The following is a 17,299-nucleotide window of genomic DNA, read 5'->3' as shown; positions in this document are numbered from 1 at the left end:
TATTGAAATTTTAGCTTTAAATCAAAGATATTTTTAAGTAACAAGTACTTTAAATAAATTATTGTAGAGACCATTAAGACAATGTAAATTATTAAACCTATTATAGTAGATTTGCATATATTGAAAGTAAAAAAATTTAACTAGCATCGAAAATACTACTATTTGCATTCTCCGAAGCTTCACCCATACGTTCCATTGGTAAATCGTTATACATTTGTTTAGTCAAGGTTGCTACGTAAAACTGTTCTTTCAGATCTAAAAAGGCAGCAGCGTAACCTATCGGATCGTCAGAAGCCTTGGTAACATCAAAAGCTAGTTTCTTTCCAACCTCTATAGACAATTTTTTTCGGATTAAATCTTCAAGCGCAGAACATGGCTTACGAAAACTATCTGGAGGAAAAGCTTGGGTATATATAAATTTGATAGCATCAAGAATTTGTTTGGGATCTTTACTCTTCTGAAGCTCATAAAAAGCTTTAAACGTTCTCATTTGATTAGTATAACGACAATCCGCGCGATCATGGATAAAACCTAAAAAGCCAATTTCATGTCCCTTTTCACTAATGCACGTTGTGTCTAAATCTACCCCTTTGTCTAGTAGCTTTTGCGTCAACTTTATTTGCATATTATCATTTTGTTCACTAATGTTGCGCATTAAGTCCCTTTGGGCTGACTTTACATGATTACTTAGGTAGCAGCGCTTTGGAAGCTTATACTTCCAACGAAAACTTATTTCACCAATAACTTCAGCATTAACTTTTCCTACCGCTAAAGGCATGTGCAAATTTGTTGAGATATTATGATACTCTTTTTCATTTGGAAAACTCCCAGCTTCAATAGGCTTTCCGTCCAAACAGTGTGTTTGATGTTCAGTCGGATCTATTGCTGCAGTTACATCAGCACCTCTATGAACTAAATAATCTATTAGATCAAGTATTATATCTATTGACTCGGCTAAGTAATTATTAAAGAATACTTTACCTTCTTTTTTTTCTTCGTCACTTAAATTATAAAACTCTAACAATGAATCTGTGTGATTAAAAGTTATCTTACCTAGCTTTATTGCTTCAGGCAAAAGAGAGTTCAATGAAATTTTTTCTGGATCATTTGAAGGTACTAATAATCTTTTAATATCTTCTAAATTATCTTCGTTCATAGCCTCTTTTAATTTTCTATCTACCTTAAATCCTAAATTTTTGTACCACATAAACTATCTTTTATATTAACTATTATTTTACAATATAGTTTATCAAAACCTTAATTTTAAATCAACATTTAGATTTGAATGCTCCTACTCAGTATAAATATGTAACAGCAAATTCATGTATAGATTTGCATATATTGAAAGTAAAAAAATTTAACTATCTAAATCCCTATTTGATTCAAGGCTCCAAAGGTTAAGATACTACATGTAGTATGTCAAGGAAATTTTTAAATAATATTTAGTGTTTTAGTGTTTGATATTAGAATTTTTAGAGGATAGGATTAGGAATGTATAAACTTATATACTATTATTCATGGTTAGCTTTAGATACGATATCAAAATTGACAAATCACGTAATAATCTATTATCTGATTTTGGTAAATCAGTCTTAAAAGATCGTTACCTACTTGAAGGAGAAGATTTTCAAGATTTATTTGGAAGAGTCGCTGCGCATTTCGCAGATGACAAGAAACATGCTCAAAGACTTTACGACTATATCAGTAACTTATATTTCATGCCGGCAACACCAGTATTGAGCAATGGAGGTACAAAACGCGGTATGCCTATCTCATGCTTCTTAAATGAAACTGATGATAGCCTGCATGGAATTGCTAATTTATGGTATGAAAACATTTGGCTTGCATCTCGTGGCGGTGGCATCGGAAGCTATTGGGGCAACGTTAGATCTATTAATGAAAAAGTTGGAATTAACGGTAAAACCTCAGGTATTGTGCCTTTTATTAAAGTTCAAGATTCTTTAACTTTAGCGATATCTCAAGGATCTTTAAGACGTGGAAGTTCAGCTGTCTACCTACCAGTAGATCATCCTGAAATCGAAGAATTTATAGAACTTCGTAAACCAACAGGAGGGGATGTAAATAGAAGATCTTTAAATATCCACCATGGTATTGTCATAAGTGATAAATTCATGAAGGCAGTTGAGCAAGGATTGGATTGGGATTTAATTAGTCCTAGAGATAAAAGGGTTATTAGCACCATCAAAGCTAGGGAATTATGGATTAAAATCCTTACATCTAGAATTGAGACAGGCGAGCCTTATATACTTTTTATAGACGCAGTCAATAGAGCTATACCCGACCATCATAAAAAGCTAAAATTACTTGTTAAAACCTCTAATTTATGCAGCGAGATAACACTTCCAACCGGAACGGATCATTTAGGAGAAGAGCGTACAGCCGTATGCTGTTTATCATCATTAAACCTAGAGTACTTTAATGAATGGAAAGATAACAAACAGTTCATATTAGATGTCGTAAGATTTTTAGATAACGTACTGCAGGACTTCATTGACAACGCTCCTCCAGAGATGAAAAATGCAGCTTACGCAGCATCACGCGAAAGAAGTATTGGTCTTGGTATGATGGGTTTTCACTCATTCTTACAATCCCAAAATGTACCTATTGAATCAGTAATGGCAAAAGTTTGGAATAAAAAGATTTTTGAGCATATCGATAAAGAAACTAAGCTTGCTTCTAAAATTTTAGCCGAGGAAAAAGGTAGCTGCCCCGATGCAGAAGAAGTTGGATTAAAAGCACGCTTCAGTAATCTTACCGCAATAGCTCCAACTGCCTCCATTTCAGTTATAGCAAACAACTCATCCCCTGGAATTGAGCCCTATGCAGCAAATAGCTTTACTCAAAAAACTCTTTCAGGATCATTTGTTGTAAGAAATAAAAATTTAGAAAGACTTTTAGAACAAAAAGGTTATAATGGTGAAAAGACTTGGAGTTCGATAGCTTTAAATGAAGGTTCCGTTCAGCATCTCTCATTTTTGTCTGATCATGAAAAAGCGGTGTTTAAAACAGCGTATGAAATAGACCAAAGATGGTTAGTTGAACTTGCAGCAGATAGGACGCCATTTATTACGCAAGCCCAGTCTTTGAACGTGTTTTTACCTAGTGATGTGCATAAAAAGTACCTCCACGATATACACTTTACAGCTTGGCAGAAAGGAGTTAAAAGTATGTACTATTGTCGTACTTTCCAAACTATCCAAAGAGCTGAAAAACCTGAAGCTCAGATGGCATTGAGACAAGAAGAGCCAAAAAAATATGACGAATGTTTAGCGTGTCAGTAGATTAGTTTAACTTTAAATTTAGAAATAATATTATGTCATTAGCATCATCACCTTCATTATTACAAGCAAGCATAGCTTACAAGCCTTTCAATTATCCATGGGCATATGAAGCATGGCTAGCCCAGCAAAGAATCCATTGGATTCCCGAAGAGGTTAATATGGCCGATGATATCAAAGATTGGAAATACAACCTTACAAATGAAGAAAGGCATCTTTTAACCCAAATCTTCAGGTTCTTTACTCAAATGGACATTGATGTAAATAACTGCTATATGAAGAAGTATTCAAGAATATTTCAGCCAATCGAAGTTAACATGATGCTTGCAGCATTTTCGAATATGGAGACTATTCATATTGATGGATACTCTAAGCTGATTGAGACTGTTGGAATGCCAGAAATTGAATATCAAGCTTTCTTGCAATACAAAGCAATGAAAGATAAGCACGACTACATGCAGAATTTTGATGTTGATTCCAAGGAGGGAATTGCCCTTACCTTAGCAGCATTTGGAGCATTTACAGAAGGTTTGCAATTATTTGCATCCTTTGCTATTTTGCTTAACTTCCCAAGATTCAACAAAATGAAAGGCATGGGACAAATCGTAACTTGGTCAGTTCGCGATGAAACCTTGCACGTTGTCTCCATGGTCAAGTTATTCAAAACCTTCTTAAATGAGAACCCCGAAGTTTGGAATGAGAAGCTCCAAAGCCGTCTATATGAGATATGCGAAAACATAGTGAGGTTTGAAGATGCTTTCATTGATCTTGCTTTCGAATTAGGGAATATACATGGACTAACCCCACGAGAAGTAAAGCAATATATTAGATATATCGCCGATAGAAGACTGCTGCAACTGGGGCTAAAGGAAATGTATTTAATAACCGAAAATCCTTTACCTTGGTTTGATGAAATATTACACGGTATAGAACACACCAACTTCTTTGAAAATAGGGTTACTGAATATGCACGAGCTGCAACTAAAGGTACATGGGAAGAAGTATTCCAAGCTCAAATCGATGGTCGCGCTGACGATCTCATGCAACCTACTCTTGAAATCATTTCTGACGACAAGCGTCCATAGCTCTTCTATATGCATGTAAGGCTGTATCAAGTCTTACATTGCGTTTTATCGATTGTGTTATATTGGCGTTTGGGCTATATTACAATATAAGTACTGCAAACAAAAACCCACACAAAAAATATCAATATGATAATTGATACATTATTCACACTTGCAAGAACCCAAAATTTACAGGAACAACAGATGCTAAAGGATAGGGTAATACAGCACACTTCAGAAGTTGAGCAAGAGATACTATCTCTAAAAGAGCGGGGAGAAGATATTAACCCTCAAGATCCAAATGGATTCAATCTTTTGTATTTTATAGCAGCTGGCCTATTAGGTAATAATTTGCTCCAGTATTTTGAGGCTCACCATATTATTAATGCCCCAGGCGTTCCATTATTAGTCTCAGCTGCTACGGATAATAATCTTGAGATGATACATTGGTTGCTACAAAACGGTCAAAATATTAATGTTCAAGACAGTGATGGTGAAACAGCTCTGCATGAAGCTGTAAGGAATGGTCGTGTTGATATAGTTCAATACCTTTTAGAAAATGGTGCTAACGTAAATATTAGAAATGAGCGAGCAGAAACGGCCTTATGTCTAGCTTTTCTTCATGTAGAAGATATATCGCTGCCAATAATCAATCTTTTGGTAGATCACGGTTTTAACCTCAACGCCCAAATCGGTTATGGAAATACAGCTCTGCATGAGGCTGTAGTTCACGGACAACTTGAAACAGTACGATATCTCTTAAACAGAGGTGTCGATGTTAATATTAGAGACAATAGCCAAAAAAACGCACTATTGTCTTTTTTTAATATTACTGATATAAACAGATTCGGAGAAAGAGAAATTTTTCCTAATAATGTTGCTATCAACATTATAAATCTTTTGTTGGAATATGGTAGCGACGTCGAATCGAATGTTATTGATCACGCCCTTTCCCCTATGGTTTCATCACCGGTCATAAACGAAACAACAAAATTTACGATATCTTTACTATTATTTGCTAATACAAATGTTCCCCTATCCATACATTCAAGGGTGCATTATTATACAGATATAGACTTTTTAAATGGCATTTTTTCCGTGGAAGGATACGACAAAGAAAAAATAGCCACTGGATATAATTTATATAAAGCTTTGACAAGATATGGTGAGGTTAATCAATGCCAAGCAGCTTTGGATGCGGCTGTATATATTAATCAAAATGCCTTGAATGGCTCTGCACACCTTTTACAGCTAGCGATTGATATTATTAAACCTCATACATCAATACGTGATATAGAACAAAGCAATAATATTTACCTTTTGCGTGACAATATTATTAAATGTGAAGAATTAAAAGAACTGGATATTAAGTTAAAAGAATTAAATATCAGATTAAAAGGTGAAATTAATCAAAATTCCCCTTTTTATAAATTCTCATCGGCTTTAAATTGTGTTGAAGAAGTAAAACATGCTACAGAAAACAGAATAGCAACAGTATTTGTAAAAAATCTTAAACTACCCGAACTACTTGATGCACAATCGTTGAGGGCAAAATTGGATAAAATTAGTTTAGAGCCGGAAGAAAAGATCTTGCTTAATAAAAAGATAGCTGATTTGAGCTTGCAAGAAATATTTGAAGAAGGAAATTTAAAACTTTCAGAATGTGCCTTGCTGATTAAACAAATACAAGCCTATGGTATGAAAGAGGTCTTTAATCAAGGAGATTTAATGAGTTCAGTATGTTCATTTCTAGATCCTCAAAGCGCGTCCGATTTCAGCTATACTAACAAAAATCCTATGGAGACTTTAATAACCTTTCCAGATCAAGAAACCTCAGGCAATATGAAGAGCTTCACAATCAAGCAAGTGGATAATAAATACTTAACCAGCTTACATATAACAATTCGCAACATATCAAGCATTTAAAATATACTTAGAACATTTTTGGCTTTTTTGAACGAAAGAACGTTTACATACCATGTTTTTTTATTTACTGTAACACCATTAATATGACAAATAAGGTAAATACAGATGTGGTCTTACATTTATAGTTTTATCTATAAGCTTATACCATTTGAACATATACATCCCTATAAACTAGCTAAGGCTGTCAATACTGGCGACGTTAGACAAATTAAAGAATGCTTAAAACAAAACTACGATGTAAATAAAAGATTTAACCCTCCTCTTGATTGGAGTTATATGCATGAAGCAACTTACTCAATCACAAATAGCATTACGATCCTTAGACTCTTACTCGATTCCGGCGCTGATATGGAAGTTAAAGATTCGCAGGGTCGCACCCCTTTATTTTATGCCGTAATACGTGGAAATATTCAAACAATAGAATTTTTGACTAATAAAGGAGGAAATATTCATAGCAAAGATAATGATGGACGAACCATGCTATTTTATGCAATAGCTAATAGAGAGTATAAAACAGCAAAATATTTACTAAAACTTGGGGCTTTAGAAGCAAACGATTCCTCTCTTCAAGTCCTAACAGCGGAAGCCCAGAGATATCTCTCTCTTTTAAAAAATCAACATCCTGATCATCCAAAAATTGTACAAAGGTTAATTAATTTAGATGACATATCAAACTGGTTAATAGCTTATGGAGCAGGGGTAATGTTAGAACCGTCGATAGCAAGATTTATAAGCACACATCAACTTAAAATGACCCTTGCTGATTGCACAGATAACCAGATTATAAAATTCACTTCTCTTGCAAACATCATATTTGAAAGTTGGAAAGCATTAGAGGATCATTCCATGAGTTTTAATCCAAATTTTACGGAAAGTATTGCTGATATCATTTGTACAGTTGATTTAATATGTGATCCCTCCGACTATTTAAATTCATCAAATGAAATATCATGTAACAATGAGTTTGCAACTCAGCCGGTAGAAAATTCTCTAGAGAAATTTATAGAAAATAGACTTACCAATACGCGCCCGATATTAAACATAAAGCAATTATTCACTTTTATTGATAAACAGCTACAAGAAGCAAAATCGCCTAAACAAGTTCAACATATTTTGAATGAAATAAAACAAATGTCCTTGAGTCTTAACAAATTAAAATCTTTAGATCTAACCTTACAAGAATCTTTAAAAAGGCTTGCAGATATCAATACAGAATTTGCAATCAAAAAAGCTCAAGAGGTTTTAGGCGATAAAAAAGCTCAGTATCTTACTAATCAAGGCAAAAAAGCCATGTCAATGGCGCTCAAATACAACTTACCAGATGCTGCTTTAGCAAATGTAATAGCTTTTTCACCTCATTTTTTTGCAATAGCCACCGCTTCAAAGAATGCGCTACCTCAAATCTGTTCCAAAATATTTGAAGATAAGCTTGATGAAATTACAAATGAATCATATGTTATGGGAGAAGATGTATTTACAGATAATTATGATATATAAACCGTATCACGAAGGCTGCGTAGTTTACAGCCTTTAAGGTCTTACTTAATACCGAAGTTTAAGCCAGCAAATTTTTTGTTAAAGCTGCTTACCGCAGTATTAGATTCATTGGCAGCAGTAAACCCTTTACCAGTCCATGCTGGATGAGTTGTGTAGTCTATATCCATAATCAAAGTTTCTGCAGGATAAGTAGACATTGTATGGTACTTTCTACCTTTAATATCAATTGTTAAAGCTTTATATTGAGGGTGTATATCCTTTTTCATAATGCTGCCATTTTATCTTTTATTTTACTTTTAAGAGTCTTAGCTTTTGGCGATAAAACATCGTTTGAAGCTTTTAATAAATATTCATCTAAGCCGCCACTTTTATCTATAGTTTTTATGGCCGATGAAGAAACAGATAATCTAATTTTAGATTGTAAAGCTGAGCTAACAAAAGTTTTGCTTTGCATATTAGCCATGAATTTTCTACGCGTTTTTCTTTGAGAATGAGAAACCATATTGCCAAAAGCAGCTTTTTTACCTGTTAAATCGCAAACACTCATTTTGTTTAAATTTTAAATTGTTTTCTCTAGACCCAAAGATAATAACATACTTTACCTCTAAAACTCAACATTTATCAGTAAATATTTTAAATGACTATAAAATTTTCCAAGGATATAGGCCAAGAATAAGGCTTAATCAAGACTAAATCAAATCTATAATTATAGTTATTATAAGCAGGGTTTTTATAAATAAAATACTGAGCAGCTCTCACGATCCTTTGTTGTTGATTTTTAAAACACAAGACATCATCGTAATCCTGCTTTCGAGATTTTACTTCAATAAAAACAAGAGTATTAGCCCTGACGCAAATAATATCAATCTCACCATATTTGGTTTTAAATCTACGAGCTAAAATCTTATAAAATTTCAATCGATATAAAATCGATGTCAAAAATTCCCCTAGAAGACCGAATTTATAAGGCGTTATACCCATTTTAGCTTTCTGCGCATTAAAAATATTATTGTTAAAAACATAATAGCTGTTGCAATAATATAAAAACCTGGAGCATAAAATAAACCTGTTATCTCTACTAAATACCTAGCAACAATGGCGCTTGTACCACCAAAAACTGCAATACCAAGATTATAACTTATCGCAACACCCGAAAATCTTTCTTCGGGTCTAAATAAGGATATTACGAACAGATACGAATTCCCAGAGATGCTACCCGCAAGCATCCCCAAAGCAGTAAGCCCTATTATTTGTTGATACGGCTGATCACCTCCCATTAAGATTAAAATTGGGATCACTAATACTAAAACAGTAAAGGTCGCTGCAACCATCACTTTAGTTCTGTTAAATATATCACTTAAAAACCCAAAAATAGGCATGCTTATCATGAGGATACAAGATGCATATGATAGATAAAATAGGGCGATTTTGTTATCTAATTGCAAAACATTTGAATAAAAAACTTGTAAGTATGTTTTAACCAAATATACCAAGCTGCTTGTTACACCTCCGCAAAAAAACGTTACTATCATAGAGCGCCACGAATGCAAAATAACGTGCTTTAAAGGAGATTTATGAGCTCGTTTTCTATTAGCAACTTCTTGAAATATTGGAGTCTCAGACACCTTAATACGCAGGTAAAGCCCCACTAAACCAAAAACGCCTCCAAGCATAAAGGCAAGCCGCCAGCTTTGAGAGTGATTAGGATACAAATACTCTATTATTATCGCAACAAATGAAGCAATCAAAGTGCCTACAATGTTTGAAGCATGAACTAAAGCCGTTACTAATCCAGGTCTTAAATTATGATGATGTTCTAGTACAAAAATTGCAGCCCCCGCCCCTTCTCCACTAATACACAACCCCTGAACTAATCTAAGTAAAACTAAAAAAGCTGGAGCTGCGATCCCAAGTTCATCAAAACCTGGTAATATCCCCATAAATATGGTTGGAATAGTCATGCCAATTATTGATAGAATTAGAGCAATTCTCCTTCCAAATCTATCCCCTATATGACCGAATAAAATTCCTCCAACAGGTCTTGTTATAAAGCCAGCGGCAAAGACTGCAAGACTTGCAAGAATTTGAGATAATTCAGAATAGCTAGAAAAGAAATTTCTGCCTATTGCTCCAACGAAAACAGTAAAAACTGTAAAATCGTAATACTCAAGTATATTACCAAAAATGGCCGCAATAAGGACCTTGTTTTGTTTCATTTTAAATAAAAATATCGGTATAACTCGATAGCATTATACACGATATGAGAAAAGATATGTAATTTATTTCTTTACAAATTGCCAAATGAATTTTTTTATAGGTTGCAAGATCTTATCTTGAATAATTCCTAAACTAGAGATCTTAGGTGCAATATGGCATATGCCCAAAGATATAACAACACTCCAAATAATATCAGCGGGATAATGCATTGCAAGAGCTATTCTAGATAATCCTACTAGTATTACTAAAGCTATTAATAAAATTCTTCCTAACCTATTTACATATGGCCAAACCCACCAACACACAATAATAGCCATTGCAGTATGAGCACTTGGGAAACTTGATAAACAACGCTCATGAGCAAAATTATTAATACTGATAAAATTTGACATGCTACAATACGGACGAGGAAAATTTACGGTATATTTTATCAGTGTGTAAAACACCATAACGCTAGAGTAAATAGATCCAATTTCTACAGCTTTATTAAATACTTTATTGTACTTTTCATAAGTCTGAGCACTCAGATTATTTACTTGATAGACAACAAATGCAGCATAATATATCAAAAATACAAATTCTTTAAATAAGATCGAGATTAGATAGAAAAAATACGACAATAACCCATGGTTTAAACTAGAATTAAGTAAGGTAAAGAGGTATTCGTTTAATCCTAACCAATCGTAGAGCACAAACTTCATTCTTAAATTTCTTTTATTTAGGATAACGATTATCTTAGCAAAATATGAATTAAATTTAAATCAAAATTATGGCAGGAATTTTATTAAGAAGAGGATTGGTTGGAATGGGGGAACTTTTTTTATCAAATGCGAAAGGTCAAATTATGAAATCCGAATTTGTCCAGAATTATGCAATGGAAGGTATAGAGTTTTTATTAAATTCCATTGACCTTTACCCTTCGAAATCATTAGAGGATATTAAACGTTTTAAGTACGCAAAAATATACTGGAAAGAAGATGTTATCAGCGCAGCTCAGGAAGCTAAAAAAATATTCAAAGAAGCTTGGGATTCTGGTAAACCATCGGAGGTACTTTTAGCTTGTGGAAAATGCTTAAAGATTACTACTTCAGGTATAGCTAAATTTTGTAATAGATATCCATACTTAACAGCCACAACATTAGCGGTGGTAAGATTAGCTGTCGCAGCAACCTTGTTTACTTTTGCCCCTTTTACCCCCTTTATTGCGGCAGGAATGACCTTCGATTCAGCTGCCATCACAGGGATGATCATTGGATCTGCTCAATTGATACAAAGAGCTATTTTAAATCCAAAAGCAAAAGAAAAAGAAAGGCTATCAGCAATATCTAATGCCACAGGAAAAACACGAGAAATACTCACAGCAGCAGATGAAGAAAGATTTACTGAAATGCTAAAGACAAAACATGAAATACTTAAAAATTTAGGATCATTACATACTACAATGCCCGAATTAAACAGAGCTTTCTCTCTGGCCGAAGATCTTGCTAATATACAATTAAATTTAGAAAAAAATCTTAAAAACTTGCCAGAAACAGAAAGGACGAAGAGACAAAAGCTAAATACTAATCCTTTGTCATTAATAATGTTAGGTTTAGAAGAAAAGCAAATTAAACAACTTGCCACCAAAGAAGATATTAATCCTGTTGAATTTAGTAAATTTGTTGACCTGGCAGCAAGATTTCAAAATGCTCACGGTGATACCGACCGTCCTCTAGATTATGACATGGTAGACAGCTTAACTAAGATACAACTCAATCTAGAAAAAAATCTTAGCACACTGCCAGAAGCTCAGAAAATAGGAGAAAATTTAGCACTTGATCCTCTAGAACTAACAATCTTGGGCGTGGAAGAGGACAGGATTAAACAACTTGCCACTAAAGAAAATATTAATCCCATAGAGTTTAGTGAATTTATTAGTTCGGCCTATAAATTTCAACAAGCTTATAACAATCACGCTCCACTATCCAAATATGAACTCTTGAACACAATACAATTTTCCGCTAATGAGACTCAAGAAGAATTGAAGGAAAAAGTACGAGTTACACTTAAAAATTATGAAGAAAATTTTCACTCACATCACAATCATCCTTTAACAAACCAACTTAGTTTCTGTACCCAAATGTCTAAAGATTTTACAGATCTGTGCCGTGAAATAAGACAAAGCAGAATATCTAACAAGACAAAACAAGATGAAATCGATCCTATTTTGTTATCATCAGCAAAGCTAGAAAGCGAATTTTATAATTCTGACCTTATTTCTACTATGCACAAGTTAGCAGATAATCCTATCACAAAATACCTAGGTCTTAATGAGATAGGTCAATCAAAACAAAAAAATCCCTTAGGAGTAATAACCCCAGATCAGTCTAAAGAAATTGAAGCAAAAAGACAAAAAGAAGAAAAACATAAAAATAAGTGGAAACAACACATAAGAAAAAAACAAGAGAGAGAAATGAGATTGGCAAAAAATCAAGGTCCTAAAAGATAATTATCTATGCATCATATTCAAGAAGTACATAAAATCTTAAGATCAGTATTAACAGATAAGCTTTCAGATTATTTATACTCGGTGCTGAGTAATATGTTAGCTATAGATTTTCATGCACGCCATATATATAAGGTTAAAGAGATAGACAAGCATTCTTTTGAATGTGGATATAAGCTCTTAAGATATATGGGCACTGGTAAATTATTAAGCGATAAATTTGAAGACGCCCTCAAACTCTTTTCAATAGCTATCTCTGAGGATGAAAATAATAATAAAAAATCATTCAATCAAATTAAAGAAACAACTTTAGAACAAGAAAATCCAGAAAATGCAGTAGAAAGACTAATCTACGATATAACAAATGATTCTGAGTTTACAAAACTAAAAGATTCCATTTCTAGCTTTATTTCTGCTCCTCAAAACACTCAAACAAATACTTTTCAAAATAACATTTTAGAAAAACAAAAAATCTCTCAAGTGATATCAAGATCAAAATAAATTTTTGTTTTAAGTAATTAAATTTTGTATAATTTCTAGTAGCCTTTAGCTATCTCTTTAACTTATAATACATTTAATTTTAATTTTAAGATTGATTTATGAATACACTTGTTGGCCATAAGGCACCTAATTTCACGGCAAAAGCGATTATGCCGGACAATACGATACACGAAAACTTTAATTTATATGCTGCGATTGAGGGTAAGAAGTGCTTATTGTTCTTTTATCCTTTAGACTTTACATTTGTGTGTCCTACTGAAATTTTATCCTTTCATAATAAAATATCGTCATTTGATGAACGTAATACTACAGTCATTGGAGTAAGCGTTGATTCACATTTTAGCCACCTAGCATGGAAAAACACACCTCACAATAAAGGAGGTATTGGACATATCCGTTTTCCTTTAGTTTCTGATCTAAACAAAGATATATCAAGAAGCTATAAGGTACTTAACCCTGAAGGGATAAGCTTTAGAGCTAGTATTTTTATAGATGAAAAACTTATTGTACGTCATCTAACAGTTAACGACTTACCTATTGGAAGAAGCGTATCTGAAAGTCTAAGGATAATCGACGCTTGGGACCATGTACAAGAGCATGGCGAAGTATGTCCAGCTGATTGGCAAAAAGGAAAACCGGCTATGCAAGCAACAAATCAAGGGGTTTCCGATTATCTAATCTCTAACGCCGAAGAACTATAAAATGCTAGAAAAGGTTTTTAAATCCAACGAAAAATTTTCTTATACTCAAGAGACAGTTGATATTATAAGGTTAATCAGAAGTGAAAACGTTGGAGTTAAAACCTTTTTAGATCTAGTCAAGGTTTTTGGTAATGCAACAGAGGCTATAAAGCATGTTCAAGAAATGTCGCTCAAAGGAGGACGTAAAAAACCAATTAACCTTTTTACAAGCGCACAAGCTGAGGCAGAAATATATAGGGCAAACAAAGTGGGAGCAAGGATTATTCCTTACAATAGCCTTTTATATCCTAAGATTCTCAAATATATTTCCGATCCTCCTATTATCTTGAATGTGATAGGAGATGTAGAGTTATTAAATTCTACTTGCGTTTCTGTAGTAGGAGCCAGAAATTGTTCGATATCAGGCATGCAGTTTGCTGCCAAACTATCCAAAGATTTATCAGAAACTGGTCTTACAATTGTTTCAGGATTTGCTAGAGGAATTGATACTTCAGCACATAAAGCTGCACATAAAACTATCGCAGTTTTAGCTGGCGGCGTAGATCATATTTATCCTCAAGAAAATAAAGAACTTTATTTTGATTTAGCCAAAAATGGCTGCATTATTGCTGAACTTCCAGCAGGTTCTGCACCTTCTAGCCAACATTTTCCTCAACGTAACCGAATTATCGCAGGTTTATCCCTTGCCACAGTCATAATTGAATCAAGTATCAAATCAGGATCCTTAATTACGGCTCAGCTTGCTTTAGATCAAGGACGTGAAGTATTTGCAGTTCCAGGCTTTCCTTCAGATCCTAGATATAAGGGTAATAACTACTTACTAAAACAGGGAGCTTTAATAGTAGAGTCAGCTGCAGATATATTAAATAACCTACCTAACCTAGAGCTAAAAACAGTTGCAAATTTAGCAGAAGCACCCGCTGATGATTATGACAATAGATCCAAAAGCATTGTCAGCATCTCCGATGAAATGCGGGAAACCATATTATCATTACTTTCCAACGTTCCTAGTGACATTGAATCATTATCCTATTCTAGCCAAATTCCTATTAACATGGTTTGTGTTATTATAGTAGAACTAGAACTTGCCAACAAAATCCATAGACATCCAGGCAACAAGGTTAGTCTTAATTATAACAGCCTTTAAAGACATACAATCTATTACCCCCTACTCTACTGAGATTAAGCGATCCAAAAAAACTATTAACTCTTAATATTTAAATACAATCGATAAAATTTTGTAATTTTATAGAGATGTTTTTTGCATTTTCTTTAAATTTAAGTTATTATATTATATAATAAGCATTTAAAAAACTAAAATAATGAAATCTCAAAAATTATTAAATGATCTAATAAAATCCATTAAAAAGGGAGATATCACCAAAATATCTGATGCATTAAACTCAGGGATTGATGTAAATTCAACAGATTCGAACAAATTATCACTCTTACACCATGCTGCTAAAATTGGTAACCTTGAAACAATACAACTACTTATCGACAAAGGTGCATCTATTAATGATAGAAAAGGTGATTATAGAGTTATTAATTTTGCCATAGAATCTGGTAACCTTGAGGCTATCAAGTTTCTTATTAATAGCGGAGCAAATTTCGATGCCTCAAATACCCACGCCTACTGCTCTATGGCTAGCTACACACCTTTACATCATGCCTCTAAGGTTGGTAATATTGAAGCAATAAAACTATTTCTTGATCTGGGCGCTGATATCCATAAGCAATATCTGCCGCAAAATGAAGCCAAAACGCCTCTTCATTTTGCTACAAAAGCCGGCCATCTTGAAGCTATAAGATTGCTTGTTAGCCGTGGAGCAAATATTAATCAACCAACATGTGAAGGTACTCCTTTGGGTATGGCAGCAAGGTCTGGCAATATTGAAGCCATGGAATTACTTATACACCTAGGGGCAAATATCTATACAACATTTAATTGTAATACCACAGCCCTTCATCATGCCGCGCAAAAAGGTAATCTCGAAGCCATGCAATTGCTTATAGACAAAGGCGCTGATGTAAACTATAATCCAACATCTTCCCCCCTTCATCAATCTCTCCTTAAAGGCCAAACCCAAGCTGCAGCATTGCTTATAAATTCAGGCGCTCATATTAACGAGTCAAATATAACTACACTCATGTCATATGTTGCATATTCTGGAAATAAGGATGCAGTCAATTTACTTTTAACAAAAGTTACTGAGCTGGGCCTACAAGATTTTTTAAAAAGCACTGATCATCGTATTTTAGGACACGCCCTGCTCAGTCAAAAAATTGAAATTATAGACATGATACTGCCTTATGTAAATAATTCATATATTCTAAAAAACACCTTTGAACTCTCTGAAATAGCTATAGAAAAATTCAGCGCCAATGATTTTACAGCTATTATGGAAATGCTTTTAAACAAGGGAATGGATATTCATGCTTTAGATCACTCAAAGAAACATAATTTTCTACATTACATTAGTACTAATCCTTATTGGAGAGACTGTGGCCGCACTTATCCTGTACATTGGGACAATTATGATAAAAATCACAAGAGAAGGGGGATAGAGCATTTCAAGTTTTTTGTAGAACACGGTGTAGATATTAACGCGCTTGATGAGCATGGCAGAACGCCTTTAATGTATGTAGCTATGAAAGGTAGTCCAAAAATCTTAAAGTATCTAATACAAAACGGCGCAGATATGAATTTAATGGATAGAAAAGGAAATACCTCCTTACATTTGGTTGCTGAAAGAAAATCTGATCCTGTGCTTAAAGCATCAATATTCAAACACCTTATGGACAAAGGGGCTAGGCTCGATATTGCCAATCAAGAAGGATTTACTCCTTTAGATAATATTATGGATTGCAGTTATACAGGCGGTTATTCAACTTCAACTTTCTTAGACCTTTATGCTCATGGAGTACCCTTTGACTTTTCTCATCAGAAATTATTTGCAAATTTAATCAAGCAATTTGAACCAAAGTATAAAAATGAACTTGATAAACAACTGGGGCAAATACTGGTAGCACTTATTCTTTTGAAAGAATGTAGCGATACTCAATTAACCGAAGTAACAAATGCTATTAACAAATTTGCACCAAGACTAGCTCCTAACTTTTTTGAAAAATTAACTCAAACAAAATCGAAACTACAATACTTAGATTCTTTGAAAAATGGAGTTAAATTTGCAGACTCTGCAATTGAAAGAATTCAAGACGAGACATTATTAAACTTGATCTCTAATATTTCTAATCAAATGAAATTAAGTGTCAAAAAAATAGAAACAGATTCTCTCGACTCAATGCAAATAGTCTTGACCAGAACTCCTGTACATAATCTAAGTAAAATCATATTCTCAGACACACCAGATATATTGAATAACATCACAAGCTTTCTTAAAAGTGAGGATATAACGAATTTCAAATCAGTCAGACCAGCTAAACCAAAAGAAATTCAATCTAATTCTCACAAACGTTTAAAAATAGATGCTACACAAGATACAGCCGATACTCATTCCGAAATAGCTGAATTGATCGATATTAGTGTAAATACCGCTGGATCTAGTGATGACTTGAGCGATTAGATCGTATAGAAAATTATTGAGA

Annotated in this window: 15 protein-coding genes; 9 read left to right on the top strand and 6 right to left on the bottom strand. The window is 33.7% G+C overall.

All coding sequences use genetic code 11. The features are described from left to right. Positions 1-136: 136 nt before the first annotated feature. The gene (locus phytr_RS01575) at positions 137-1,207 is read right to left on the bottom strand and encodes a hypothetical protein (RefSeq protein WP_106874145.1); all 1,071 of its coding nucleotides are present in this window, start codon (positions 1,205-1,207) and stop codon (positions 137-139) included. Positions 1,208-1,517: 310 nt separating this feature from the next. Between phytr_RS01575 and phytr_RS01570 the strand changes: the two genes are divergently transcribed. From phytr_RS01570 to phytr_RS01555, 4 genes are all read left to right on the top strand, one after another. Next, positions 1,518-3,302: a ribonucleoside-diphosphate reductase subunit alpha gene (locus phytr_RS01570; RefSeq protein ID WP_106874144.1), complete on the top strand. Its 1,785-nt coding sequence runs from the start codon at positions 1,518-1,520 to the stop codon at positions 3,300-3,302. A 32-nt stretch (positions 3,303-3,334) separates the two neighbouring features. Next, on the top strand, positions 3,335-4,384 hold the full coding sequence (locus tag phytr_RS01565; protein WP_106874143.1) for a ribonucleotide-diphosphate reductase subunit beta: 1,050 nt from the start codon (positions 3,335-3,337) through the stop codon (positions 4,382-4,384). A 126-nt stretch (positions 4,385-4,510) separates the two neighbouring features. Further along, complete coding sequence (locus phytr_RS01560) at positions 4,511-6,289, top strand: ankyrin repeat domain-containing protein (RefSeq protein ID WP_106874142.1); 1,779 nt, start codon at positions 4,511-4,513, stop codon at positions 6,287-6,289. Between the two features lie 105 nt (positions 6,290-6,394). Next, on the top strand, positions 6,395-7,786 hold the full coding sequence (locus tag phytr_RS01555) for an ankyrin repeat domain-containing protein (RefSeq protein WP_106874141.1): 1,392 nt from the start codon (positions 6,395-6,397) through the stop codon (positions 7,784-7,786). Positions 7,787-7,827: 41 nt separating this feature from the next. On the opposite strand, the gene rpmE is transcribed toward phytr_RS01555, so the two are convergent. From rpmE to phytr_RS01530, 5 genes are all read right to left on the bottom strand, one after another. After that, on the bottom strand, positions 7,828-8,052 hold the full coding sequence (gene rpmE, locus phytr_RS01550; RefSeq protein ID WP_106874140.1) for a 50S ribosomal protein L31: 225 nt from the start codon (positions 8,050-8,052) through the stop codon (positions 7,828-7,830). Beyond that, positions 8,049-8,333, bottom strand: coding sequence for a 50S ribosomal protein L28 (rpmB, locus tag phytr_RS01545; RefSeq protein WP_106874139.1), 285 nt, complete (start codon positions 8,331-8,333; stop codon positions 8,049-8,051). The genes rpmE and rpmB overlap by 4 nt, the downstream gene beginning before the upstream one ends. Positions 8,334-8,419: 86 nt before the next feature. After that, positions 8,420-8,767, bottom strand: a complete 348-nt coding sequence (locus phytr_RS06525; protein WP_106874138.1) for a YraN family protein — start codon at positions 8,765-8,767, stop codon at positions 8,420-8,422. Then, positions 8,758-10,002 carry an MFS transporter gene (locus phytr_RS01535; RefSeq protein WP_106874137.1) on the bottom strand — a complete coding sequence of 415 codons (1,245 nt, stop codon included), beginning with the start codon at positions 10,000-10,002 and terminating at the stop codon, positions 8,758-8,760. Before phytr_RS01535 ends, phytr_RS06525 begins: the two co-directional genes overlap by 10 nt. Positions 10,003-10,065: 63 nt before the next feature. Then, complete coding sequence (locus phytr_RS01530; protein WP_106874136.1) at positions 10,066-10,704, bottom strand: phosphatase PAP2 family protein; 639 nt, start codon at positions 10,702-10,704, stop codon at positions 10,066-10,068. 68 nt (positions 10,705-10,772) lie between these two features. Between phytr_RS01530 and phytr_RS01525 the strand changes: the two genes are divergently transcribed. From phytr_RS01525 to phytr_RS01505, 5 genes are all read left to right on the top strand, one after another. Further along, on the top strand, positions 10,773-12,491 hold the full coding sequence (locus phytr_RS01525; protein WP_106874135.1) for a hypothetical protein: 1,719 nt from the start codon (positions 10,773-10,775) through the stop codon (positions 12,489-12,491). Between the two features lie 6 nt (positions 12,492-12,497). Then, positions 12,498-12,989, top strand: coding sequence for an RP853 family protein (locus phytr_RS01520; RefSeq protein ID WP_106874134.1), 492 nt, complete (start codon positions 12,498-12,500; stop codon positions 12,987-12,989). A 98-nt stretch (positions 12,990-13,087) separates the two neighbouring features. Then, positions 13,088-13,690 carry a peroxiredoxin gene (locus tag phytr_RS01515; RefSeq protein ID WP_106874133.1) on the top strand — a complete coding sequence of 201 codons (603 nt, stop codon included), beginning with the start codon at positions 13,088-13,090 and terminating at the stop codon, positions 13,688-13,690. A 1-nt stretch (position 13,691) separates the two neighbouring features. Further along, positions 13,692-14,837, top strand: a complete 1,146-nt coding sequence (gene dprA, locus phytr_RS01510) for a DNA-processing protein DprA (RefSeq protein WP_106874132.1) — start codon at positions 13,692-13,694, stop codon at positions 14,835-14,837. A gap of 175 nt (positions 14,838-15,012) precedes the next feature. After that, positions 15,013-17,277 carry an ankyrin repeat domain-containing protein gene (locus phytr_RS01505; protein WP_106874131.1) on the top strand — a complete coding sequence of 755 codons (2,265 nt, stop codon included), beginning with the start codon at positions 15,013-15,015 and terminating at the stop codon, positions 17,275-17,277. The last annotated feature ends 22 nt before the right edge of the window (positions 17,278-17,299 follow it).

Origin of the sequence: Candidatus Phycorickettsia trachydisci (assembly GCF_003015145.1) — a bacterium.
Classification (GTDB): domain Bacteria; phylum Pseudomonadota; class Alphaproteobacteria; order Rickettsiales; family Rickettsiaceae; genus Phycorickettsia; species Phycorickettsia trachydisci.
This window is presented reverse-complemented; position numbering and strand designations above follow the sequence as displayed.